General features: G+C 67.4%; 19 protein-coding genes. 14 read left to right on the top strand and 5 right to left on the bottom strand.

Annotated features, from left to right (window positions below; genetic code table 11):
* Position 1 precedes the first annotated feature (1 nt).
* The 4 genes from ACIBMZ_RS26615 (at position 2) to ACIBMZ_RS26600 (ending at position 6,177) form a co-directional block, all read left to right on the top strand.
* Positions 2-1,492: an SCO6880 family protein gene (locus tag ACIBMZ_RS26615; RefSeq protein WP_396698338.1), complete on the top strand. Its 1,491-nt coding sequence runs from the start codon at positions 2-4 to the stop codon at positions 1,490-1,492.
* 96 nt (positions 1,493-1,588) lie between these two features.
* Entirely contained in the window at positions 1,589-3,040 is a 1,452-nt protein-coding gene (locus tag ACIBMZ_RS26610) for a hypothetical protein (protein WP_396698336.1), read from the top strand.
* A gap of 89 nt (positions 3,041-3,129) precedes the next feature.
* Positions 3,130-4,839, top strand: coding sequence for a type IV secretory system conjugative DNA transfer family protein (locus ACIBMZ_RS26605; RefSeq protein ID WP_396698334.1), 1,710 nt, complete (start codon positions 3,130-3,132; stop codon positions 4,837-4,839).
* A gap of 27 nt (positions 4,840-4,866) precedes the next feature.
* Positions 4,867-6,177, top strand: a complete 1,311-nt coding sequence (locus tag ACIBMZ_RS26600) for a toprim domain-containing protein (protein WP_396698332.1) — start codon at positions 4,867-4,869, stop codon at positions 6,175-6,177.
* An 822-nt stretch (positions 6,178-6,999) separates the two neighbouring features.
* Here ACIBMZ_RS26600 and ACIBMZ_RS26595 read toward each other — a convergent pair.
* The 4 genes from ACIBMZ_RS26595 to ACIBMZ_RS26580 all read right to left on the bottom strand — a co-directional run bounded on the left by ACIBMZ_RS26595 (position 7,000) and on the right by ACIBMZ_RS26580 (position 10,575).
* Positions 7,000-7,515 (bottom strand): DUF4913 domain-containing protein, encoded by a 516-nt coding sequence (locus tag ACIBMZ_RS26595; protein WP_396698330.1) that lies wholly within the window; start codon positions 7,513-7,515, stop codon positions 7,000-7,002.
* Entirely contained in the window at positions 7,512-8,591 is a 1,080-nt protein-coding gene (locus ACIBMZ_RS26590) for a hypothetical protein (RefSeq protein ID WP_396698328.1), read from the bottom strand. Before ACIBMZ_RS26590 ends, ACIBMZ_RS26595 begins: the two co-directional genes overlap by 4 nt.
* A gap of 140 nt (positions 8,592-8,731) precedes the next feature.
* Complete coding sequence (locus tag ACIBMZ_RS26585; RefSeq protein ID WP_396698395.1) at positions 8,732-9,931, bottom strand: relaxase; 1,200 nt, start codon at positions 9,929-9,931, stop codon at positions 8,732-8,734.
* Between the two features lie 233 nt (positions 9,932-10,164).
* Complete coding sequence (locus ACIBMZ_RS26580; protein WP_396698326.1) at positions 10,165-10,575, bottom strand: hypothetical protein; 411 nt, start codon at positions 10,573-10,575, stop codon at positions 10,165-10,167.
* A gap of 273 nt (positions 10,576-10,848) precedes the next feature.
* Here ACIBMZ_RS26580 and ACIBMZ_RS26575 point away from each other — a divergent pair, with 273 nt between their 5' ends.
* Together ACIBMZ_RS26575 and ACIBMZ_RS26570 are read left to right on the top strand one after the other, a co-directional pair.
* Positions 10,849-11,592 (top strand): DUF6414 family protein, encoded by a 744-nt coding sequence (locus tag ACIBMZ_RS26575; protein ID WP_396698325.1) that lies wholly within the window; start codon positions 10,849-10,851, stop codon positions 11,590-11,592.
* Positions 11,593-11,599: 7 nt separating this feature from the next.
* Positions 11,600-12,742, top strand: coding sequence for an AAA family ATPase (locus tag ACIBMZ_RS26570; RefSeq protein ID WP_396698323.1), 1,143 nt, complete (start codon positions 11,600-11,602; stop codon positions 12,740-12,742).
* Between the two features lie 800 nt (positions 12,743-13,542).
* Here ACIBMZ_RS26570 and ACIBMZ_RS26565 read toward each other — a convergent pair.
* Positions 13,543-14,682 carry a hypothetical protein gene (locus ACIBMZ_RS26565; RefSeq protein WP_396698321.1) on the bottom strand — a complete coding sequence of 380 codons (1,140 nt, stop codon included), beginning with the start codon at positions 14,680-14,682 and terminating at the stop codon, positions 13,543-13,545.
* 472 nt (positions 14,683-15,154) lie between these two features.
* On the opposite strand from ACIBMZ_RS26565, the gene ACIBMZ_RS26560 reads away from it, so the two are divergent.
* The 8 genes from ACIBMZ_RS26560 (at position 15,155) to ACIBMZ_RS26525 (ending at position 21,014) form a co-directional block, all read left to right on the top strand.
* Positions 15,155-15,622, top strand: a complete 468-nt coding sequence (locus ACIBMZ_RS26560) for a hypothetical protein (protein ID WP_396698319.1) — start codon at positions 15,155-15,157, stop codon at positions 15,620-15,622.
* 144 nt (positions 15,623-15,766) lie between these two features.
* On the top strand, positions 15,767-16,369 hold the full coding sequence (locus tag ACIBMZ_RS26555) for a GIY-YIG nuclease family protein (protein WP_396698317.1): 603 nt from the start codon (positions 15,767-15,769) through the stop codon (positions 16,367-16,369).
* Positions 16,370-17,035: 666 nt separating this feature from the next.
* Positions 17,036-17,905: a hypothetical protein gene (locus tag ACIBMZ_RS26550; RefSeq protein WP_396698315.1), complete on the top strand. Its 870-nt coding sequence runs from the start codon at positions 17,036-17,038 to the stop codon at positions 17,903-17,905.
* A 119-nt stretch (positions 17,906-18,024) separates the two neighbouring features.
* A complete protein-coding gene (locus ACIBMZ_RS26545; protein ID WP_396698313.1) occupies positions 18,025-18,393 on the top strand; it encodes a hypothetical protein in 369 nt (122 codons plus the stop codon).
* A 45-nt stretch (positions 18,394-18,438) separates the two neighbouring features.
* Positions 18,439-18,702: a hypothetical protein gene (locus tag ACIBMZ_RS26540; protein WP_396698311.1), complete on the top strand. Its 264-nt coding sequence runs from the start codon at positions 18,439-18,441 to the stop codon at positions 18,700-18,702.
* 151 nt (positions 18,703-18,853) lie between these two features.
* Positions 18,854-20,041 carry a hypothetical protein gene (locus ACIBMZ_RS26535; protein ID WP_396698309.1) on the top strand — a complete coding sequence of 396 codons (1,188 nt, stop codon included), beginning with the start codon at positions 18,854-18,856 and terminating at the stop codon, positions 20,039-20,041.
* 71 nt (positions 20,042-20,112) lie between these two features.
* Positions 20,113-20,475 (top strand): hypothetical protein, encoded by a 363-nt coding sequence (locus ACIBMZ_RS26530; RefSeq protein ID WP_396698307.1) that lies wholly within the window; start codon positions 20,113-20,115, stop codon positions 20,473-20,475.
* A gap of 227 nt (positions 20,476-20,702) precedes the next feature.
* Positions 20,703-21,014: a hypothetical protein gene (locus ACIBMZ_RS26525; RefSeq protein ID WP_396698305.1), complete on the top strand. Its 312-nt coding sequence runs from the start codon at positions 20,703-20,705 to the stop codon at positions 21,012-21,014.
* The last annotated feature ends 62 nt before the right edge of the window (positions 21,015-21,076 follow it).

Here is a 21,076-nt window from a genome sequence, read left to right as displayed (position 1 = left end):
CATGGCCTCCGACCAGGCACCCGTACGCACCTACGGCGGATGGCGCCGGTCCCGCGGCATGGGGTTGCTCGGGCTCGGCCCGATGCAGACCGGGGTCGTGCTCGCCGCGATCACCGTCCTGATCATCTCCGGATCCGTCGGGATTCGGGCCCTCGCGGTCGTCGCGGCACCATGCCTGATCACCATCGGTCTCATCGTCGTGCGGTGGGACGGTATGCCGCTGTCGGCCGGCATCGCCCAGCGGGTGCGCTGGGCGATCGGCACCACCCGGGGCTACACCTCGTACCGCTCAGGGGTGATGGTCGCGGGCGAGCACGCCTGGCAACTGCCGGGCCTGCTCGCCCCTACCGTTCTGCTCGACGTGGCCGACGAGCACGGCGGTGACTTCGGTGTCGTCTACAACCGGCGGCTCGGCACGATGACCGTGACGCTGCGGTGCGCGGCAACGTCCACCTGGCTCGCGGACCCCGACACCACCGCGACCTGGGTCGCCAACTGGGGCGGATGGATGGCCAACCTCGGCTACCTGCCCATCGTGCGGTGGGTGGCGGTCACGGTGGACACCGCCCCCGACCCCGGGTCCCGGCTGACCGACTACGTCAGCCGGCGGATCGCGCCCAACGCCCCGGCCAGCGCACGCCGAGTCCTCCAGCGTCTCGTGGAGGTGTCCCCCGCCGCTGCGGCGGACGTGGAAACCAGGCTCTCGATCACGTTCAACCCCGCCGCGTCGCCCGCGAAGCCACGCACCGTCGATGAGGCGTTGGACGAGGTCAGCCGGGCGCTACCAGGGCTGCAAGACTCGCTCGGCGGCTGCGGCGTCACGGTGCTCGGCCGCGCCACCGCCGCCCACCTCGCGGCCACCGTCCGCGTCGCGTTCGACCCCGCTATCCGGGGCGAGGTGTCGCGGCTGTCCGGCCAGCAGGGCGTCGACATGAGTCGCTGGCTGGACTGGGAAACCGCCGGGCCGGTCATGGCCGAAGAACACCTCGACCGGTACGTGCACGACTCGGGAGTCTCGGTGTCCTGGGCTCTGCACGAGGCACCTCGCCAGCAGGTACACGCCGACGTGTTGGCAAGGCTGCTCGCCCCCGGCCCGCACCCGAAGCGGGTCACCATCTTCTACCGTCCGCTGCCCGCCGGGGAAGCCGCCCGCATCGTCGAAGCCGAGGTCAACGCCGCCCAGTTCCGACAGGCTTACCACCGCTCCCAGCGCCGCGACGAGTCGGCCCGCGACCTAGCCGACCGGGAGCGGGCGCTGCGCGCGGCCCGCGAAGAGGCCACCGGCTCCGGGGTGGGCTTCTTCAGCCTCTTCACCACCGTCACCGTCCTGGACAACGAGCAACTCGGCCGCGCCGTCGCCGACATCGAAAGCCGCGCCGACACCGCCAAGATCCGACTCCGGCGGCTACGGGCCAGTCAATCCGCCGGCTTCGCCGCGACGTTGCCGTGCGGCATCTGCCCACCGCAGCTCGCCCGTCACTGGCCCCGCTGACCTGTCGCGCCTACTCCCCTCGTCGCGGACATCGCGGCGGGCCGGGTGATCCCTGTCCGCGCTGATTCCACCGCTCGTTTGAAGGAGCACACTGCGATGCCACGCACCCGTACCGCCTTCGGGGACACCGCTGGGCTCGCCCCCGCCTGGGGCGTACGCGCCCCGGGCGCCGGCCGCGCCAGCCACGTCCACCCCGGAATGGAGTACCAGGGCACCACCGTTCAGCTCTGCGGCCTCTACCCCTACGTCGCCGGCAGCGGCGCACCGACGCTGGGTGTCCCGATCGGCCGACACCAGTTGTGGGGCGAGGTCGTCTGCCTCGACCCGCTGGAGTGGCTACGCGCCGGACTGATCACCAACCCCGGAATGTTCGTCCTCGGCCAGCCCGGCGCCGGCAAGAGCACCATCGTCAAGCGCCTGATCACCGGCATGGTCGCCTGCGGCACCCACGCCCTGATCCTGGGCGACACCAAACCCGACTACACCCCCCTCGTGGAACACCTGGGCGGCCAGGTCATCACCATCGGCCGGGGCCTGGACCGGCTGAACCCGCTGGACTCCGGACCACTCGGTGCCGCGCTCACCCGGATGAGCGGCCTCGAACAACGGCAACTCCGGCTCGAAATCCGTGGCCGGCGGATGGCGCTACTGCTCGCCCTGTGTGCCCTGGTCCGCGGGCGCCCCATCACCAACCCCGAAGAAGTCGTCCTCGGCAGAGTCATCGACGTTCTCGCCGAACGGCTCGATCGCGACCCGACGGTGCCCGACGTGCTGAAGCTCATCGAGGACGGCAGCGACGAGCTACGCGCCGCCGCCCGCGCCCGCACCGACGGCGAGTACCGGCGCCGGGTCGACGAACTGATCCCCACCCTCGCCCTGCTGCTAGAGGGATCGCTGCGCGGCGTGTTCGACGCCCCGACGAGCACCCCCATCGACCTGGACGCACCCGCTGTCTCCGTCGACATCGGCCACGTCGCCGCCGCCGGTGACCAGCTCGTCAGCGCCGCCATGCTCTCGGTCTGGGCGTACGCGTTCGGGGTGGTCGACGCCGCCGCCGTCCTCGCGGACAAGGGCCTCGCCCCCCGGCGACAGTTCCTCGCCGTCATGGACGAACTCTGGCGGGCATTGCGCGGCGCGTCCGGACTCGTCGAGCACGCCGACGCGTTGACCCGCCTGAACCGCCAGCGCGGCATGGCCAGCGTCATGGTGACGCACTCACTCGCCGACCTCGACGCGCTACCCACCACGGAGGACCGCAGCAAAGCCCAAGGCTTCATCGAACGCTCCGCAATCAAGATCCTGGCCGGGCTACCGCCCCGGGAACTGGCCCGCGTCAACGAGGTCGTGCGACTGTCCGGCCCGGAACGGGAACTGGTCGCCAGTTGGGCCGCTCCCGAAGCCTGGATCCCCGGCAGCGTGCACCCCGGCCGTGGGCGATACCTCGTCAAGACGGGAGAACGGCCCGGCCTACCGGTGTCACTGACCCTGGTCGGCGACGAATGGCGCCTCTACGACACCGACGCCGCCATGCGCGAGGACCGGCCATGAGTACCCGGCCCGTCGAGCCACGGGGCAACGCCGGTGGCCCCTTGACCCCGTACGTCCTGCTAGGAATCGTCTGGGCGGCCATCGCGCTGGTGTGGCTGGTCTGGCTATCCGGGCGGATCGCCGCCGTACTCACCGGACGGCCGTGGGACACCGGGCCGCCATTCGGTGGCGCTTTCGCGCAAGGGCTGCTGCGGGGCGACTGGGACGCGTTGTGGCCGGGCCTACCGTTGCTGCTGGTCGCCGCCATATACGGGCTCATGCTGGCGGTCGTTCTGTTCCCCACCGTCGGTGGCTGGCTGTGGTGGCTCGCCCGCCGCCCCTCCGCCGAGGACCCGCTGCGGTCACTGGCAACGCCCGGCGACATCGAGGCGCTGACGCTGCCAGCCGTTACCAGCAAGGCCCGACGCCTGCGACCCAGCCTCGCCGACGAGCCGGGCAAGCACATCGACCCCGAGTCGGCCGGCGTAGCGCTTGGCACACTGCGCCGCCGCACCGGACGCTCCCCCGTCCTCTACGCCTCGTGGGAAGACGTCGTCCTCGCGGTGATGGCGCCCCGGGCTGCGAAGACGACCGCGCTCGCGGTGCCCGCGGTACTCCACGCCCCTGGCGCGGCCATCGCCACCAGCAACAAGTCGGACCTGTGGGCCACGACAGCAGCACTGCGCGCCGAACACGGGCGGGTGTGGGTCTTCGACCCGCAGCAGATCGCCCACGTCGCTCAGGAATGGTGGTGGAACCCGCTCACGGTCGTCCGCGACGTGGAAAGCGCGCACCGGCTCGCCGACCACTTCATCCAGCAGATCCGCAACGAACACCAGGGCGACGACTTCTGGTCGATGGGCGCTCTGGACCTGCTGACTTCCCTGATCCTCGCCGCCGCCACCAGCGGCGGGACGCTGCTTGACGTTCAACGCTGGCTGTCCGACTCCACCAGCCGCGTCCCGGCAGGAATCCTGCACGACGCCGGATACCTCGCCTCCGCGCGAGCCCTCACCGGCCGCCAAGCCGGTGCCCCCGAGACGCGCGAGGGCATCTACGAAACGGCCCGCACCGCCGCCGCCTGCCTGGCCAACCCCGCGATCATGGCGTGGGTCACCCCACCAACACGACCCATGCCAGCGCTCGACGTGGCCGGATTCGCACGCACCTCCGACACCGTCTACCTGCTGTCCAAAGACGGCGCCGGCAACGCCGCACCGCTGGTGGCCGGCCTGACCGACCAGATCCTGCGCGCCGCAGTACAAGCGGCGGAGGTAGCCGGTGGCCGGCTCGACCCGCCGCTCATCGCCTGCCTCGATGAAGCCGCCAACATCTGCAAGATCCGCGACCTTCCGGACCAGTATTCGCACCTCGGAAGTCGGGGCGTCGTCGCTATCACGATCTTGCAGTCCTACCGGCAAGGCACCCGGGTTTGGGGCGAACGCGGCATGGACGCCCTGTGGAGCGCCGCCACCTGCAAGCTGGTCGGTGCGGGCATCGACGACGCACGGTTCGCCGAAGACCTGTCGCGGCTTGTCGGTGACCACGACGTCGCGGTGGCGTCCCGAACCCGGGGCAGCGCCGGGCACGACTCGTGGCAGACCAGTACCCGGCGGCAACGCATCCTCGACGCCGCGCACGTACGCGCTCTGCCCAAAGGCACCGCACTGCTGCTGGCCACCGGCATGCGGGCAGCGCTGATCACCCTCCAGCCCTGGTTTGAAGGCCCCCTCGCCGCCCGGCTGACGCAGGCGGTAGCGGCCTCCACCGAAGCGATGAAGACCTCCGCACAGGCCAAGTCCCACACCGAGCACCCCTGATCGACCACCTGGCGCGAGGAGGTCGCGATGGCCATCGACCACCCGACCCCGATATCCGACCAGCCAGCGCCGCCGGATCCGCGACGACTGCGCGCCGCGAACCGCGCCGCCGTGGCCTTCTACCGCGAACAACTCGGCGGAGAGCACGCCCGCGGAGTACGCGACTACCTGAGAATCCGAGGTCTCGGCACGCTCGCTCGACACGACAGCGACGAGGGTCCGGCGCGGTGGCTCGTCGGCTACGCGCCGCGCGCCTGGACCGCGCTCACCCATCAACTGCGGGCGGAGGGCTTCACGGGTCAGGAACTCGTCGCGGCAGGACTATCGGTGCGAACCCGCAACCAACGACTGATCGACCGTTTCCGCGACCGTCTGATGTTTCCCATCCGCGATCCGGCAGGACACCCGCTCGGGTTCATCGGCCGGGCCGCCCCCGCCGCCGGCCCGGCCGTTCCGAAGTACCTGAACACTCCCGAAACCGCCCTCTACCGCAAGGGCACCGTGCTGTTCGGTGTCGCCGAACAGCAGGACCGGATACAGGCAGGCTGGCGCCCCGTCGTGGTCGAGGGCCCCATCGACGCCATCGCCGTCCGGCTGTCCCACACGTCCCACGGCCGCAGCGGAGCCATCGGTGTCGCCTCCTGCGGCACCACGCTCACCCACGCCCAAGCCACGATCCTGTGCAACATGCCCGGCGCCGGGAACGGCATCGTCGTCGCCTACGACGACGACCCCGCCGGACACACGGCCACCGAACGCGCATGGTCAGTGCTACGCAACGCCGTTCCGCCCGGCCCACTGCTCGCCGCCGCACTCGCCGGAGGCGACCCCGCCGACCTCCTGAGATCCGATGGTGGCCGCGCGGCGGTACGGAACGCAGTGCAGGGTCAGGCGTATCCGCTCGTACAAGCCGTGATCGACCACCGCCTCACCAAGCTCACCACCCGACATCCACGGCTCTTTGAGGACATCGCCGGCCGATGCGCTGCGGTCCGGGCGGTCGTGCCCCTGCTGTTCGATGCAGTCAATGCAGCGCAGGCAACCGAGCTGGCAACCCGGGTCACCGAACGGCTCGGAGTCGGCCTCGACACCGTGGCCATCGCGATGGCCGAACACGTCGACGGGTCCCTCCACGACGCCGGCACCGCGCTCGAACAAGCTGCCCTTGGCCGCCCCCCACCGGTGCGTTCAATCCACCGGTCACCAAGCGCGGCGATCTTGGCCTTTCCGACGCTTCGGATGGTCGGGACAACGCACCGGACTGATGCGCTCGCCACGACAGGCGAACGTCCTGTCGGGCGCCGGGACAGCATCGGACGTACACAAGGTAGTTGTTAGAACCTGCGCCGACCCGAGCTGATCAAGGGCCGACGCTGGACAGCCGCCAGGACCAAGTAGTGGTCCTCCGCTGCCGTCGCGACGCGATCATCAAAAGCAAACGGTACTCGCTCAAGATCTGCCGCTGTGGCGCCAGCTCGTCGCGGTGCAGAACAAGATTGCTACGCGCGTCGCTGTTGGTCAAAGAGGACACTTGCGCGGGCGGCTCGCTACAGTGTCTCCTGCGCAGTGCAATTGCCAACTCGAACCCCAGCTCGATCGAACTCACTGGGGTGCGGATGGCTCCAACGGACGAGAGTGCATCCGCCCCTCGAACCCGACGAGCTGGATGAGGTGGCAGTGGCAAAGCGTCGTAGGAGGAGGGCCTCGGGCCCAAGTAGGAACCGCCGGAACGCCACCACCCGGTGGCGGAACGTCATGGAGTGGGGGGCGCTGGCAATCAAGGTGATCAGCTCCGCCATCGCCCTAGCGGTAACGCTGGGCCAAAGGGGGTGCGGACCCAACTGGTGACCAGCTAAGCCCGCACCTCGGAACGACCGTTGCCCACGGCGTGACATCCAAGAGGCATGGTCTTCCCCCGTACGGCGTCGTCGGACCATGTCCGGCGGCGCCGTACATCTACCTTTGGGGCTAAAGATAGCCCGCCGAACCCATTTAATCCACGACACCGCGGTCGGCGTTTCCGTAACACGGTCACCAAATAGGGGTCCGGTACGAGGTGCGTCAAGACACCGCGGTTGGCGTTTCCGCATCACGGTAACGCCACGACGGACCGGTCTGAGGTGCTTCAGGACGCCGTGGCTCTTGCTGCTCGACTGGCGATCAGCCCCACCAGTCCCACCAGTTGGACGGAGCTGTCTGTACCGGGGCGATGGTGGGCATCTGGTGTCGGGCGACGCCGTGCAGACCCGATCCGACGGCGCAGTCGCGGAAGGGTCCGTCCTCGCCGCACAGTAGCGGCAGGTGGTGGTCCAGCTCGCGCAGCCAGCCGAGCATGCCGGTCATTTCCAGTCGCGCGTGTTCCCACCCGTACCACAGCGCGGTCAGCCGAGTGACGGCCTCGTCGTGGCGCCACCACTGTTCGCACCAGTGCCAGCGGATCATGCCGACCTCGCCGACGGGGCGGGCGAAGGTCGGCAGGAGATAGTCCCGGACCCACTCCTCGACGGTGGCATACACGGGCTGCTGTCCTGCGGTGTCCCCGTCAGCGGTCCGCTCCTTGTTGATCTGCTGCTGCTCGCGTACCAGCTCGGTCAGCTGCGCGACCTGGGCGGCGAGTGTCATGAGCCGGAAGTCCTCGCTGCCGTTGGCGGTAGCCGGGGTCGTCGTGTCGGTCATCGGCTCCTCCTCAGGGTCGCGGCGGCAGCGTTGGCGGGCTGCTTGTTCGCCAACGCGGTGGGTACACCGACGGTCAGGGGTGCGAAGGTGCGGCCCCATCTCGCGCGCTGCGCCTCTGCTCCGGCCTGGTCGTGCTCGGCTCGTCCGCTCGCCAGGGCGGCAGTCTCCTGGCCTTCGGTGTGCTCGTCGGGGTCGGTCCGGGGAAGGTCCGCCGTTCCGGATGCCGTAGTGGCTTCGGCGCGCTGCCGGGCCGCATGGGAGTCGAGTTGTTGCCGTGTGGCCTCGGCGACGGCGTCAGGAAGCAGGCCCTCTGCCGCCGCGTCTCGTGCGTACTGGCGGAGCAGTCCAGCGGCCTCGGCAGCCGGAGTTTTGCCGCCGGACCGGTAGGCACGTTGCAGCCGGTCCAGCGCCTCGGGGCTGACGTGTTCGGCCAGCTTCACCGCCTCGGCACGCACCGCCGCGTCAAGCTCGTCGAGACGTGCGCCACTGGCAGGTAGCGCCCGCCCGTTCGCGCCCGCGCGCAGGGTCTCCCGCTCGCGAGTGCCATGTGGGCGTGCCGCGCGGTGGGGCTGCTTCGCCTTCGCCTCGGTTTCCCACACGTCGTAAGCGGCGGACCGCATGGCTTCTTCCATGCTCTTCGCGGTCGCGCGAAGCCGGTCGTAGGTAGCCATGAACGGTGGGTGGATCTGGCGGATCCGGTCCTGCGCGAGGCGGACCGCCTCAACGGCAACCGGATCGCCGCCGGCAGCGTGGGCTGCGGCCGTACGCCACACCGTCGCGGCTTCCACGAAGCTCGCCTTCTCGGTCAGCCAGGATCCATCCAATGAACGGGCAAGCCGCTCGCGTTCCTCCTTCACCGCCGCCGCCAGCCTTTCGCCCTGGCGCTGCGCCTGACGCTGCACGGCATTGGTCGCGCGGTCGCGGCCGGCGGCCTGCTCTGCCTCCGCCGCGCGTCGCTGGATACCGACCGCTCCCATCCGTGCTCCGGCCTCTCCCAGCGTCGCCAGCACGCTGAGCCCCTGGATGAGTTGATGGCGTACATCGATTACCGGATCGTCGTGCTGCTGTGGTTGCACCGCACCTCCCGTGCTCCGCCGCCGCTGCACAGCGGCGGCATGCCGAGCCTCAGCAGGAGGCGTTGGTGGTGGCGTGAGCGGCGGCGTTACCAGACACATTCAGGCGTTACCGCCGCGTTCGCGGCAGTCAGCACGGCGGGTCACCTGCCCACGTCGGTGCGGCGGGGGGTAGCCACGCTCGGGCCGGTAGCCGGCGTGGGCGTCAGGCTCGATCCCGCTGGCTGGCCTGGCCTATCGGCGAGTTCCCGAAGCGCGGCGGCGGCCGATCGAGCGGCTTGTGCCTGGTGGAGACAGCGTTGAGCGTCGCGGAGATGCTCCAGGGCATCCGCCAGGCGAGCGAGATCCATCATCAGGGCCAGCGCGGCGAACGTGTCGTCGTCGCCCGAAACCCTCCCCATCAGAACGACGAGACGCGACATCGTCCGCAGCTCGTAAGACCGACCGGTGTGCCCTACCACCCGGCCCCGGATGTCCCGGGCCGCCCGGTCGAACGTCTCGGCCACCCGGGTCAGGTTGCCCCTCCGATCGCCCTCGACCGCGTATGCCAGCGCGGTGAGTAGGTCAGAGGCGGCCAACGCTGCCGCCTGAGCCCGCGCGGGATCGGCGTATGCCGCCTGCCGGATCTCGTCGGCCGCCGCCCGCGTCACTCGTGCCGCGTCGGCGAGCGCCGCTGTGCGTTCGGCACGGCCGACCGGCGGCACGTTAGTCGATGCCGGGCCTTCCCACCGTCGACGCAGTTTCGGCAGGGCCAAGTCCGCCGCCAGCTTGCCGCCGCCGTAGTACACCGGCCTGCCGTCCGCAGTAAGGTCCGCAGGCAGCGCGACGGCATACCCGGTGACCTGGCCGGACTCCGTCGTGCTGTATCGCAGGCGAAGAAGAAGCCCCGCACCACGCAAACGATCGAAGAACTCGGTCTCCGTCGCGGCACCCGCCACCGCCAGCCGGACCCGCCGCCGCAGCTCGTCGCGCGGTGTCTCACGCCGGCCACGCCGGGCGGACTTGTTCAACTCCGCCGCGCTCGGCCGGCGATGCGCGGTGCGGTCCGCCGGAGCGACCGCACGACGCAACCCGTACCGGCGGGCCACGGCGTACGTGGCCGCCACGGTCCGTGGGTAGTCGTTCTTCAACCAGTTGATGCGGCCATCCTCGCGGACCAACGTCGCCACGATGTGCACATGGTCGTCACCGTGGCGGACCACCACCCACCGCAGGCCCGCTTCGTCGGCCGGCGTCGCTACCCCGATTTCGCGGAGCATCTCACGGGCCATGTGCCCCCACGTAGCGTCAGAAAACGACCGGTCGCGGTCCTCCGGCGCCAGCCGCATCGAGGTGTGCCACACGTATCGTGCCGGCGGACACTCGATGCTCCGGACCGGTTCTTCGAGCAACGTGATCAGCCGACGGAAGTCGCGCTTTCCCGCAGCGGTACGGCGGGGCTCCAGGGATTGGAGGTCCCCGGCGCCGTCCCACGCCGCTACCAGGCGCGGGTTGCGGTGCTCCTCGCGGCGCCCCGGCCCATACAGGTACCTAAGCAGACCAGCGACCCGGCGTCCCCGACGATGTACTCGCGAGATCACCGCAGCCGCCGATGGATCCGCGCCGTCACCTCATCGAGCCGGTCGACAGCCCTCGCACACATCCGGACGGCCTCAGCCGCCCACCCGGGTACCTTGCCCGTAGAGTTCCATCCAGCTGCCGCCTGATTAACGTTGCTACCGAACAAGGTGACCGAACGACGGGCTGCGAACAGTTCGCGTTGCAGCTCGCGCAGGTCCCCACTGGTACCCCGACCGTTCTCACCACTGGCAGCCGCGATGGCGGCCTTGGCCGCGAAGCCGGCAACCGTCAGGCCGGCCTCGGCCGCCGCAACCTCCAACAGACTCAACTCCTGCCCAGACAGCCGCAGGTACACCCGGTGCGGACGACCCGGCTGCTGATGGGCACGATGTTGCCGACGCGTGCCGGCCCCGTGGCGTTCCTCCATGCGAGCACAGTCCCGGGTAGGCGTTACTCGCCTGGTGACCATGCGTTACCAGCGTCCCGGCCCACGCGTTATCGCTACTTCATCGAGATCGGCTCGTACGGTGCCCAGCCTGCACCTGCCAGGCGGCCGAAGCCCCAACCTCTACCGGAGGTACCATCTCGAAGCTGCGCCCGCGGCACAGCTGACTGCACGTACGCGACCAGCAGCGCATATAGCTATGGGCGAGGGCGAGGAATAATGTCTAAAACCGGCAAAGATAGTTCTCGGAACTCGATGATAAAGATCGTTTACTTCGACGAGGAGTCTGCCTCGGACTATCTTGACATCTCGGTCGGTGGCAGGGCCGCGTCGACCAGCGAGCAGGTTAGGGAACGGAATGTAGAGATGCAGTCTCGGGTCCAGGCGCGCATCGCAGCCAAGCTAAATTGGTTGTTGCCGGTCCTAGGTGCTTCCGCAGAGACAGACGCTGGGCTCGTCGCGTCGAGAGCTGGGCGGAGTATCCTCAGCAAGACCCTATCGAACACGATCCTCACTGATTACCTTGCCCAGGCCGAAGGCGACGATCGGATTAAGAGGCTGAGCGACCTCCGCGTAACCGCGCCTGAGAATTCGATGGCGTTCATAAAGATGTATACGCCTTACATGGTCATCGCCAGAACGGAGGATCAAGGCGTCGACTTGGCCCGACTCGATGAGGCACTTGAAGGCGCAAAAGGCTACTACGAACTGCTTGGCGAGAAGCTAGCGGACGGACCAGCGTACGTTCTGCGGTTCAACATCAAGGCATTCCGGAACAACTACGGCCTCACTGACCTCGGCCGAATGCGGCTTGTATTCCACGGCATTCTCGTGGGGCAGACCACCGAAGAACGGCTCGATATGAAGGCAGAGATGTCGAGCGAGATCAGCGAAGAGCCGATGACCCCACAGGAACTGATCGATGGAGCCACTGCATCAGATGACACACTCCTCGATGTGTACGACGTGATCTTGGCAGGCGTTGAGCATGCCAAGTGACACAAGGGTGACCATCTTCTACGGCCCGCTGTCATGGTTCGACAAGCAGCTCGGAAATCGCAGATATGAAAGCTTCCCAGAGATCGTCCACGCGCGCGACGAGGCTGACCGTCAAATTAAGGTATCGGGCCCGAACCACAGCGATGCCGAGCCGAACGGCCGGCAGCCAGAGCGGCCGAAGCGAGTGGTTGCAGAGTCGAGTGACTACGCGAGCCTGCGCGAGCATGCGATCACCAACTTTTCAGGGCTAATCCGTTCGATCAATCCGAAACACCTGTACCTACACAACCCTCCTACCGACGTACATGCGCAACTGAAGCGCACCCACCCCACAAAGGTGAAGAGGTACGAATATCCTGCGGTGCCTCGGGAAATGCTCATCCACTTCCGCGACGGCTTTGCGGACAACCTGGTAGGACAGACGGCAGCAAGGGACAGGGTTCTGGCCGCGCTGTACCCGCTCACAACCCAGCGCCGCACGAAGCCTGTCGTGCTGATGTTCTACGGCCCCTCCGGCGTCGGGAAGACGGAAACCGCACAGTTCGTAAATAGACTTCTCAACGGCACGCTCTTACGCAAGCAACTTTCGATGTTCCACAACGACAAGTTCGCCTCATATCTGTTTGGCGGGGCACACTCCGAGTCGTCGTTCGCCAAGGACCTGCTGGACCGAGAATCAGGAGTAATTCTGATAGATGAGTTCGACAAGGCAAACGCCGTCTTCCACAGCGCCTTTTATGAGATCTTTGACAGCGGCGTCTTTGAGGACAAGAACTACAGAGTGCGACTCGGCGCCTCATTGATAATCTGCACCTCCAACTACGGTTCGGAGAAAGAGATACAAGAAGCACTCGGCGATGCCCTCTACTCCCGGTTCGATTCGCTAATCCGCTTCAATCAACTCTCCCGGGACGAGATCCTCCAGGTTATCGACCGGCTAGTCGACTGCCGCTTCGCCGATCTTGCGCCCGAGGAACAGAAGCGACTGGACCCGAGCGAAACAAAGTCCTTCTTACATCCACTAGCAGACAAATTTGCCAATGTCCGAAAGCTGGGTAAATATGCGGACGAGGTCATCTCGCTCCAGCTCGTCCGCACCTTGCTCGATGAGCAGCCTTCGCTTGAAACAGGTCTCAAAGCAACTGCCTAGCGTCGAGTGCCGTAAGTGGTCTTGTGCCGGGGGACAATGGGAAAGGTCTGTTGCCACGCCGTTGGTGCTCCGCTCAGGGGTGGGGCTCGTCTGCGCACGCTGACGGGTCGTCGCAGGCGGCGGCTGGGCTGGTGCAGCGGGCACGGATCGTTTGCTGGCCACTGGAGGGGCTGGTCCGTCTCGTCCAACGCGTCCACCAGCAGACCCCGCCGCCGACGACGGCTCGCTGCCTCGCCCAGACCAGCAGCGGCGTACCGCCGGGCATGGCTCATCGCCGCCCTCGTTGTCCACACCGCCTGGTTCAACAGCCGCTGCATCCGGTCCGGCGTAGCGTCCCCGACCTATTCGGCAACGATCCTTCCCGTTCCGCTTCGATATCTGACTAACCAGCGCCGACACGTACCGGCCCGCATGCCGCCACGTCTGCATCCGCACAAACACGACCGCACGTCTCCAACAGCTCGCCCCGTGCCCACACCGCACGCCTTGCCGCTACCCGGGCAGCAGCAGCCTTAGTCGGCAGCGTCCACGTTTGCACCGCTCCACCATATCCCGCTAGGTCAGACCCCTAACGGAGCTTCGGGCATCAGGCATGATCATCTCAGTCGACAGATCTTCACGTCGAATGCTGCACACCGAGTTTGCCGGCCATGCACGAATCTGGCGTTACCACTTCGGTGCCACTACTGTGTGCGTCGGCGCCGCAGAGGCTAATCTCGACCGCGCCCGGTCGAGATTAGGCGACCAAAGGATGCGTCGCCCACGGGGGCGTAATTGCCGCTTCGCTGCCAGGCGTCGCTTTACATATGGGACTGCGATGAGGTGGCAGTCCACCAGTTGATGACACTGCCTCTCACAAGATACTCGAACATCTGTAAGCTCATGGTCCGTGGGCATTCCAATGTGGAAGCCGGCCATATCATCTCGGAGGCAATTCCAGCCCTCTCCGAGACGAAGGGAGGCCGACACATAGCCTGAGGAACGGGAGTCCCAACATGAAGATCCTTTGAACGTGCAGAATATACAGCCTTCAAGTATTGGGGAAGCTCGGTCCATTTCATGCGATCACTGCCGCCCACTGGACGCCGGTTTGGAGGTGGCGGCTTGAACTCGTCGAAGAACTTGAGGAACTTGGCGATGACCTTCTGGTGGTCGACCAACAACTCTGTTACGCGGCCGGCGAGAGTCTCATCGTTAATGCTAGCCACCCAGTCCGCGATATCGGGATGGAGGCTGCGCAGGCGGACCAGAGGTGGATCGTCCTGCGTGAACTGGGCGATGGCTTCGGCTGCTGTCACAAGCCTCAACCATGCCTGACGGGGATCGGTATTGGCGATCCAAACCGCCTCCTGATAGGAACGCGCAGCTCGGACAAGTGCACGCGATTGCCTCATGCTGAGCTTTGCGTAGGAACCGAGAAGGGATAATCGCTCGACATCGACTGTCCGCCCGGCGTGTTCGAGATATGGAAGCATCGGGCGTGAGGTAGTCTGTGGAATATGGGGAGCCGTACCGGGATCGTGGAGGTCCCCAAATGGGTTGCCGGAGCTAAAGTCGAAAGATCGCGAAATGCCCGCAGCGCGAAGCCGAATACCTAAAAGAAGCGAAATTAGTGCCGCGAGCTCCTGCCCAGCATCACCACCGTGACTGACATCGCGCTCGCCTTGCTCCCACGTGAAGTCCACATAGTATTCGGAGGATCGTGGTAGGTGCTGCTCGATACGGACTATCAAGCCAAGTCTAGCCGAGCCGTATACTCGATCCCATGCTTCCGTGTCCTCGACAGTGGAGACCACCGTGTATGGACCTTCGCTTCTTTCAACCGAGACATCGAACCGGTCGGTATAACAGGGTATTTCAAGCGCACCTGTAACGGGGCTGCCCGCGAGCTTGGCTCTTGCGTTCTCCCAGCCCCACGGACCACGCGGCTCACGTGACATCGCATCACATTAGCGTCAGTATCGAGTGTGTGCACCAAGCAGTTGGTTGACCCTCGGCCGGTGTGCGGAGGAGCCGCGACCCGCGCACGTCCCTCCGCCCTGCGGGTGACCAAACGCCGCCAGACGAAGCGACCGCGCCTGCTGGCGATGGCGCATCTGACGGCTGACAGCCAACGCTGGCCACTGCTCCACCACGGAACCTTCAGGAACGGCAAGTGAGCACGGGCTTCACCGTTGGGGCGGACAACACGCCGCCCGCTCAGCTCGCTCGACCGCGCCCGGTCGAGCGCAATTGGCCGCCAATGGGCATATCTTGCTCCGACCGGCGTTAGCCGTGGTCGGGTCCAGGTGGTGTCCAGTCCCGCTTGAACGTGTCCACCCGCCCCGTGCCGGGATGCCGCGGTGCCCCGATCGAAGCACCGGAGGCCGACCTCATAGGTGGAGGATACGGCAGTGTGATAAATGTCAACGCATGGATGGCGACCCGCCGGATGGCTACCCCCTGCCCTGTGTATATCGGCCGATCAGCGGGCGCATCCTGACAAAGATGCCCTATGACGGTGGCAGCAATCGCGGCTGGCTTCATAACCACCTGGGCGAGCTGATTCGGCCCGAACATCAGGGCAAAGGCGTGTGGGCGATCGCCCGGACCCACATGCAAGACCTGATCGACGGGCTGGCCAGCCGGTTCGGCCACGTTGACGTCGTGATGGACTTCCGGACCGCCGAGCGGTGCGACAGACGATGCCAACGGGCCGAGCACGACGAGTGCACCTGCTCCTGCCTGGGGAAAAACCACCGTGGCGCCGCGCACTGGCTGAACTGGATCGACGTCGGGGGCACCACGCTCGTCGCCGCCGGTGAGATCCAGCGTCGGCACCTGCGCGTGCTGGCGCGCTGGGCAGCGTTGGGCGCAGAAGCGGCGCACCACGCAAAATGACCAGCTTCGTCCGGACGGTTGCCTCCGAGGCCGTCCGGACAGACTTGTCCCGCCCCAGCTCAGCCGCATAGGCAGTGGCCAACTTCGAGCGGACCCGACAAGGTGGCACCGGACTGTCGGAGCCGGGTACTACGGTGCCCAGTCATGCGCGGGGTTCGGCAGATCATGGGAAGCGGCAGTCCAGGGTTCCTGTACGTGATCCGCTTCGATACCGGGGTGATCAAGGCTGGTCGCACTAACGATCTTCGACGGCGGTCTCGCGAGCACCTGAGGGATGCCGCGCGGTTCGGGGTGGGAGTCACGGTGGACTGGACATCCGAACTCGTACCAGACTCTGTTGCATGTGAGCGTTCGCTGCTCGGTGTCCTGAGCCACTACGGGCGACGGACGGCAGCGGGGCGCGAATACTTCCGTGATGTCCCGTTTGCTGTGGCCCGTTACCAGGCCGAGATCGTGGTCGGGCAGCGGGTGGTGGATCGGTCACGGGATGGGCTCTGCGACACCGACAAGATCATGCGTCTGGCTGCTGTCGTCGACGCTGATTCGGCCCTGGCTGAGCAGGGTGAGCTGACTGCGGTGCTTCGACTGGAGGGTGGTGACCGGGTGGAGGTACAGCTCAATGATCCTGATCTGGGTCCTGCCGGTCGGTATCCGCTTCGGCGCGGCGACAGGGTTTACGCCGACTTGGAGAAGAGCGGAATCAACTCATGGGATCTGTGGGGGTTCGATCCTGCACAACAGCGGTGACCGGCACTGCGGTAAGCGCGCTCAGCTAGATCCCACTTACCGAAAGGCAGTCCGGGAGCACAAGCCAGGCGAGGAAAGCGAGGAGCCCGCCGTGCCGAACGTGCCAGTTGCCGGAGGGTAGCTAGTCGCCTGCCAGCGTCGGCAAGACCGGACGCAGGCGCAGCCACAGCGCAAGGACCAATAAAGGCATTGCGACGCGTCAAGTAATCGACAGTCCGGAAATGTCATATCATGCGAAAAATGCGCGAGAAGTAATGGAAGAAACAGCTCCGGGCATTGTTTGGGGGTATCATTACATAGGCACGCCACGGACCCCCTCAGTTCCCGGAGGCCATCCACATGCCCGAATACCTGATCCAGGCGTTCACCGAGAATCACGATCTGCTCGATATCACCAGCAGCGCACAAGGCGATGCGTGTTGGGCGGGGACGTTTCGGAATGCTGTTCGGACCTATCAGCGGACAACCCGTGGCGTCCTGCACGACTGGGAGGCCGACGCGCACTCGACGGCCCGTGTGGCGTACTTCCGGGTGTACGAGTACGTCGACCGGTGCACGCGGGCGGGCGGGTTGCCTGTCGTCATGGTCACGGCTCACGGTCGCCGGGCCGGCGTCAACCCACTTGCAGGGCTGCCGACGCACGAGCGGAACGCGCACGTTGGTTCCGTGATCGGGCTGTCCCTTGTCGTCCCGGGCGACTTGATCATCGTTCCGTCGGGTGCCGACCCCGGCCGGCAGGCGGAGTACCGGCTGCGCGTCACCGATGTCAGCCACCGCCAGGGCGAGCAGTCCGCGATGATTCGGGGCGTCGTCGTGAAGAAGGACGGGTCCGACCGTCTCAACGGCGAGGGCACCGGCTACATGCGGACGGCCTGGGCTGATCTGTCTCGCCTGGTCATGGACACTCCGGCGGCGACCGTCGAGGCCAAGCCCGCCCCGGAACCTGAGTCCAGCCCGGATCCGGCGGAACTCGTACGCCTTCCGCACAGTGGCCTCCAGATGCCGGATCGGCGGCTGCGGGTGACGAGCCTCAAGCAGGTGGCCCTCGCCGGCGGCGTGGCGTGGACCGCCACTCTCCTGCGCGACGGTCAGTTGGTCGGCCGGATCGAGAACGACGGGCAGGGCGGAGAGACGTTCTTCCGCCCACTGCCCGACCAGGGCTTCGGGGAGAGCGAACTGCGGGCGTTCGCGACGACATGCCGCACCGACGAGGGTGAGTCGGTTGAGGTGGAAGCCGTCCTGGAAGCCCTGGTCCACGAGCACGACGGTGAGGTCATCGTCCGGGGGTACCTCCGGTGGAACTGCGTCCCCGCACGGTTGCTCACGGCGCTGCCTGGTTCGCGGAGCCGCTACCCGAGCGCCTTTCGGGGTATCCCGGCTCCGGCCGACCCGTCGGCACGCCTCGGTGTCGCGGTCGCTGCCGTACGCGAGTCGTCGCCGGATCGGGACGGTACGTGGCAGATCTGGGGCGGGCAGGACTGGCAGGACGTGTCTCAGGCCAGGCCGGAGCGTGGCGAGGTGGCCGGTGGACGCTGACCGGCAGCTTCGTATGCAGGCGCGCGAGATTCTGACCACCGCGCACGAGGGCACCCCACCGTCCGACGCTGGCGTGGGCGGTCGGGGTGTTCGAGTCGTCGCACGCGATGTGCCCGCTGATGTTGTCGCGCACTGGCGATCCGTTGGCGCTGTGCCCCGGAGATGGTGGCGGCTGTTCCCTGCCGCGCGGACGCTGGCTGGACTACTCGCGCACGGGTGGTGCGCTGGTCAGGGATGGCGACCTGGTCAGGCCGCTGAAGGTGTCCTGGTCGGAGGTCGCGGCGGTCTTCTTCGCCCGCCCGGTCTCCCGGGACCTGATCGAGCAGTGCGCCGTGGCGATGCAACGGCGCCGGAACTGCGCCGGACCGCCGTTCGGGGTCGAGTGGCGGGACATCGATGAGGCGTGCGTCGCCGCCGGACTGGCCGTCTGGCGGGCGTGCCGTCCGGGCGACCACGGCGAGCAACTCGACCTATTCGCCGGATTCTGACTCAGCGCCCCGGCACATCACGACACGGAATGGAGGGCCTTGCCCATGCTGTCTTCGTCTGCTGACTTTCCTGCTCTGCCGGAACGGATCGCCGGTATCGCCCAGGGCTGGTGGGAGTGCCTGTGTGGCAACGAGCCACACATGTACGGCTTCACGCCGAGTGACGCTGACGGCCGTCCGGTGGAGCCGACATCGCACGGCTGGGACGGGCAGACCAACGTCTGCACCTCCTGCGGGCGCATCTTCAGCCAGGACACGGGCTTCGTCATCGGCCGGCGGCACACGCCGTTCTCGGACGACGAACGGTGATCTCACCAGCGCCGTTCCTCCTGGCTCGGCCCCGAGCACCCCCCGGCGATCCCCGTCTACCACCCGCTTCTTCTCGCACCACCTGCGGTTCCTCGGTGTCGCTACCACCCGGGATCCGCCTCCAACCAACCGCCAGACGGAAGGACCCATCGTGACCGCGAAGGGTAAGAAGACCACCGCCAGGCTGCGTCCCGGCGACCGCGTCCTCATCACCGACGACCTGAGCAAGGCGTCCACGCGCACCGGCGGCCGGTGGCACCCGAGCCGGGTCAAGACCGGCGCCACGACCGCAACGGTCAGCCACCTCGACACCATCGCGGGCCGGCGGACGCGCTACGACGTCGTCACCGACGCCGGAACCGTGCCGAACCTCAGCGGTTCGCAGACGTTCCTGCTGGCCCCCGAGGACGCAAACCCGGCCTCGATCACGTCGGTGCAGCGGTGGAAAGAGATCGAGCAGACGGCCAGCACGCCGGAGTTTCGGGCATGTGTCGCCGCTGGCGTCGAGAACGCCGACGACACCATGGACGAGGCGCTGCGCGGTGTCACCGATGCCGTTGCCGGCCCTTTCGACCGCGGTGACGAGACCTGGTGCCGGCTGGCTATCAGCGGCTTCGAGGACCTGCGCGACAAGGGCGTCTTCGCGCACCTCAACGACGTACCGCCGGAGACCGTCCCGGGCGGGTGGGTGCAGTTCCACCCCGACGGACCCCGGGTGCACCCCGACTACTCCCGGCCCATCGCGCACGGCGGCCACATCTACGACATGGTCGGCCGGCTGGAACTGCGGGTCGGCGACGTGATCCTCGAATACGGGGCCGACCTGCGGATCCTCGACATCACCGCGTACCAGTGCACCCATCCCGGTCACCCTCGTAACCACCGCTGGTACGCCAACCTGATCGGCCTGACCACCGAGGACCGCCGCCGCACCTTCTCACGGCCGTGGGGCACCGCGCTGTGCCTGGCCTACGACCGGGGAATCCCCCGACGCCGCGACGTCCCGGACCCGGTGCCGACTGAGACTCCGGCGCCGCTCGACACGGTGGTGGAGCGGGCATACGCGGTGCAGGTCGGCCGCGAGCACACCGCGTGGGAGACGGTCTCCCACGGGGCGGCCGTCGGGCCGGCACCGCAGCTCGCCAGGGACGTCGCGATGCGGCAGGCGTACCCGCTGGACGTCGACCGGTGGCGGGTCCTGGTCTACGCCGACACCGACCGGGACTACCCGCCGGTCTACACGTACGGGCTGACCGAGGCCAACCAGGACGGCCTCTACTGCACCCACGGCGACGACCCTCGCCACCACACCGCCCAGTGCCCGGGACGGCACCCCTGACGATCGCAGCTTACGGCAGGAGCGGTCCTCGCGCCGCTCCGGCCCTGGCTGCCCGTGCCCAGGAGGTGCACATGGGCAACACCACCGCCCCCGGCAACCGACCGGTATCCGGCCCCGGGTGGATGCCGGCAGAGAATCCGACACCGACCCGCCAGCAGGCGTTCTACATCATCTTGACCACGCAGACCCCGACCTCCGGCACCGTGTTCGGTGGCATCAGCGCCATCGCTGCCGCCGAACAGGCCCGGCTGGTCGACGGCCCCGGTGCTCCAGGTGCGTTCGTCGCCGCGTACACCCGCCTCGTTGACGCCCTGGTGCCCGTCGACGTGGAAACCACCCTGCTGTCCGGCCCGGCGGCCGTCCGCCGGTACCGCGTCCGGACCTGGCTGGGTCAGCAACTGCTCTCCCAACACGAGATGGAGTGGCTGGCCTGATGCCGGTGACGGCGCTGGCCCACGCGACAACGGTCGGTGGGCCAGCGCTGGGGCTCCGGGCCGCTACAACCCGATGGAGCCCGGTGCGACCGCCAGACGGTCAGCACCGCCCAGGGTAGCCGGCAACGGTTGCGGCCAGCGTGACCAGCCGTTACCGCCCCGGGCCGTTACCACCCGGCCGGGCTCCTCAGCCCACCTCTTCGCTTGAACATTCATTGGAGTTCCCCATGCCTTTTGCCCCAGACCCGCACGCCCGGGGCAGTGGTGTGCCCGACGGCGTCGCCCTGCCTCCGGACCTGGTCGAGGCCGACGCCCGCCTCCTGGTCGACGCGCTCGCCGCCCACTTCGGGTGGACGTACACGATCTGGGATCGCGCCGACGCCGTCACCGCGCTCCGCGAGCAGCAACTCGACGAGGACGACGACCTCAGTGACGCGGAATGGACCCGCGCCGCACGCACCCCGACCTGGGCCGCACTGGCACCACTGGCCCGGCACGTCGTGCAGGATCGGGACCTGATCGGCGACACGCTCCCCTAGGCGGGAATCGCCTGCTGGCTGTGCTCCCGCCGCCTCACCGCCCCGCCGGGCACCACCGGCCG

Origin of the sequence: Micromonospora sp. NPDC049900 (assembly GCF_044461025.1) — a bacterium.
Lineage (GTDB): Bacteria > Actinomycetota > Actinomycetes > Mycobacteriales > Micromonosporaceae > Micromonospora.
The sequence above is the reverse complement of the archived record's forward strand: the minus strand, read 5'-3'. Positions and strand labels throughout refer to the sequence as shown.

Bases quoted from the DNA above. Each gene is read 5' to 3' on its own strand.
- ACIBMZ_RS26580 (WP_396698326.1), bottom strand. From the start codon at position 10,575: ATGGAGGAACGCCACGGGGCCGGCACGCGTCGGCAACATCGTGCCCAT.
- ACIBMZ_RS26545 (WP_396698313.1), top strand. From the start codon at position 18,025: ATGTTGTCGCGCACTGGCGATCCGTTGGCGCTGTGCCCCGGAGATGGT.
- ACIBMZ_RS26525 (WP_396698305.1), top strand. From the start codon at position 20,703: ATGCCTTTTGCCCCAGACCCGCACGCCCGGGGCAGTGGTGTGCCCGAC.
- ACIBMZ_RS26595 (WP_396698330.1), bottom strand. From the start codon at position 7,515: ATGACCGACACGACGACCCCGGCTACCGCCAACGGCAGCGAGGACTTC.
- ACIBMZ_RS26560 (WP_396698319.1), top strand. From the start codon at position 15,155: ATGGATGGCGACCCGCCGGATGGCTACCCCCTGCCCTGTGTATATCGG.
- ACIBMZ_RS26575 (WP_396698325.1), top strand. From the start codon at position 10,849: ATGATAAAGATCGTTTACTTCGACGAGGAGTCTGCCTCGGACTATCTT.
- ACIBMZ_RS26615 (WP_396698338.1), top strand. From the start codon at position 2: ATGGCCTCCGACCAGGCACCCGTACGCACCTACGGCGGATGGCGCCGG.
- ACIBMZ_RS26530 (WP_396698307.1), top strand. From the start codon at position 20,113: ATGGGCAACACCACCGCCCCCGGCAACCGACCGGTATCCGGCCCCGGG.
- ACIBMZ_RS26610 (WP_396698336.1), top strand. From the start codon at position 1,589: ATGCCACGCACCCGTACCGCCTTCGGGGACACCGCTGGGCTCGCCCCC.
- ACIBMZ_RS26600 (WP_396698332.1), top strand. From the start codon at position 4,867: ATGGCCATCGACCACCCGACCCCGATATCCGACCAGCCAGCGCCGCCG.
- ACIBMZ_RS26555 (WP_396698317.1), top strand. From the start codon at position 15,767: ATGCGCGGGGTTCGGCAGATCATGGGAAGCGGCAGTCCAGGGTTCCTG.
- ACIBMZ_RS26540 (WP_396698311.1), top strand. From the start codon at position 18,439: ATGCTGTCTTCGTCTGCTGACTTTCCTGCTCTGCCGGAACGGATCGCC.
- ACIBMZ_RS26565 (WP_396698321.1), bottom strand. From the start codon at position 14,682: ATGTCACGTGAGCCGCGTGGTCCGTGGGGCTGGGAGAACGCAAGAGCC.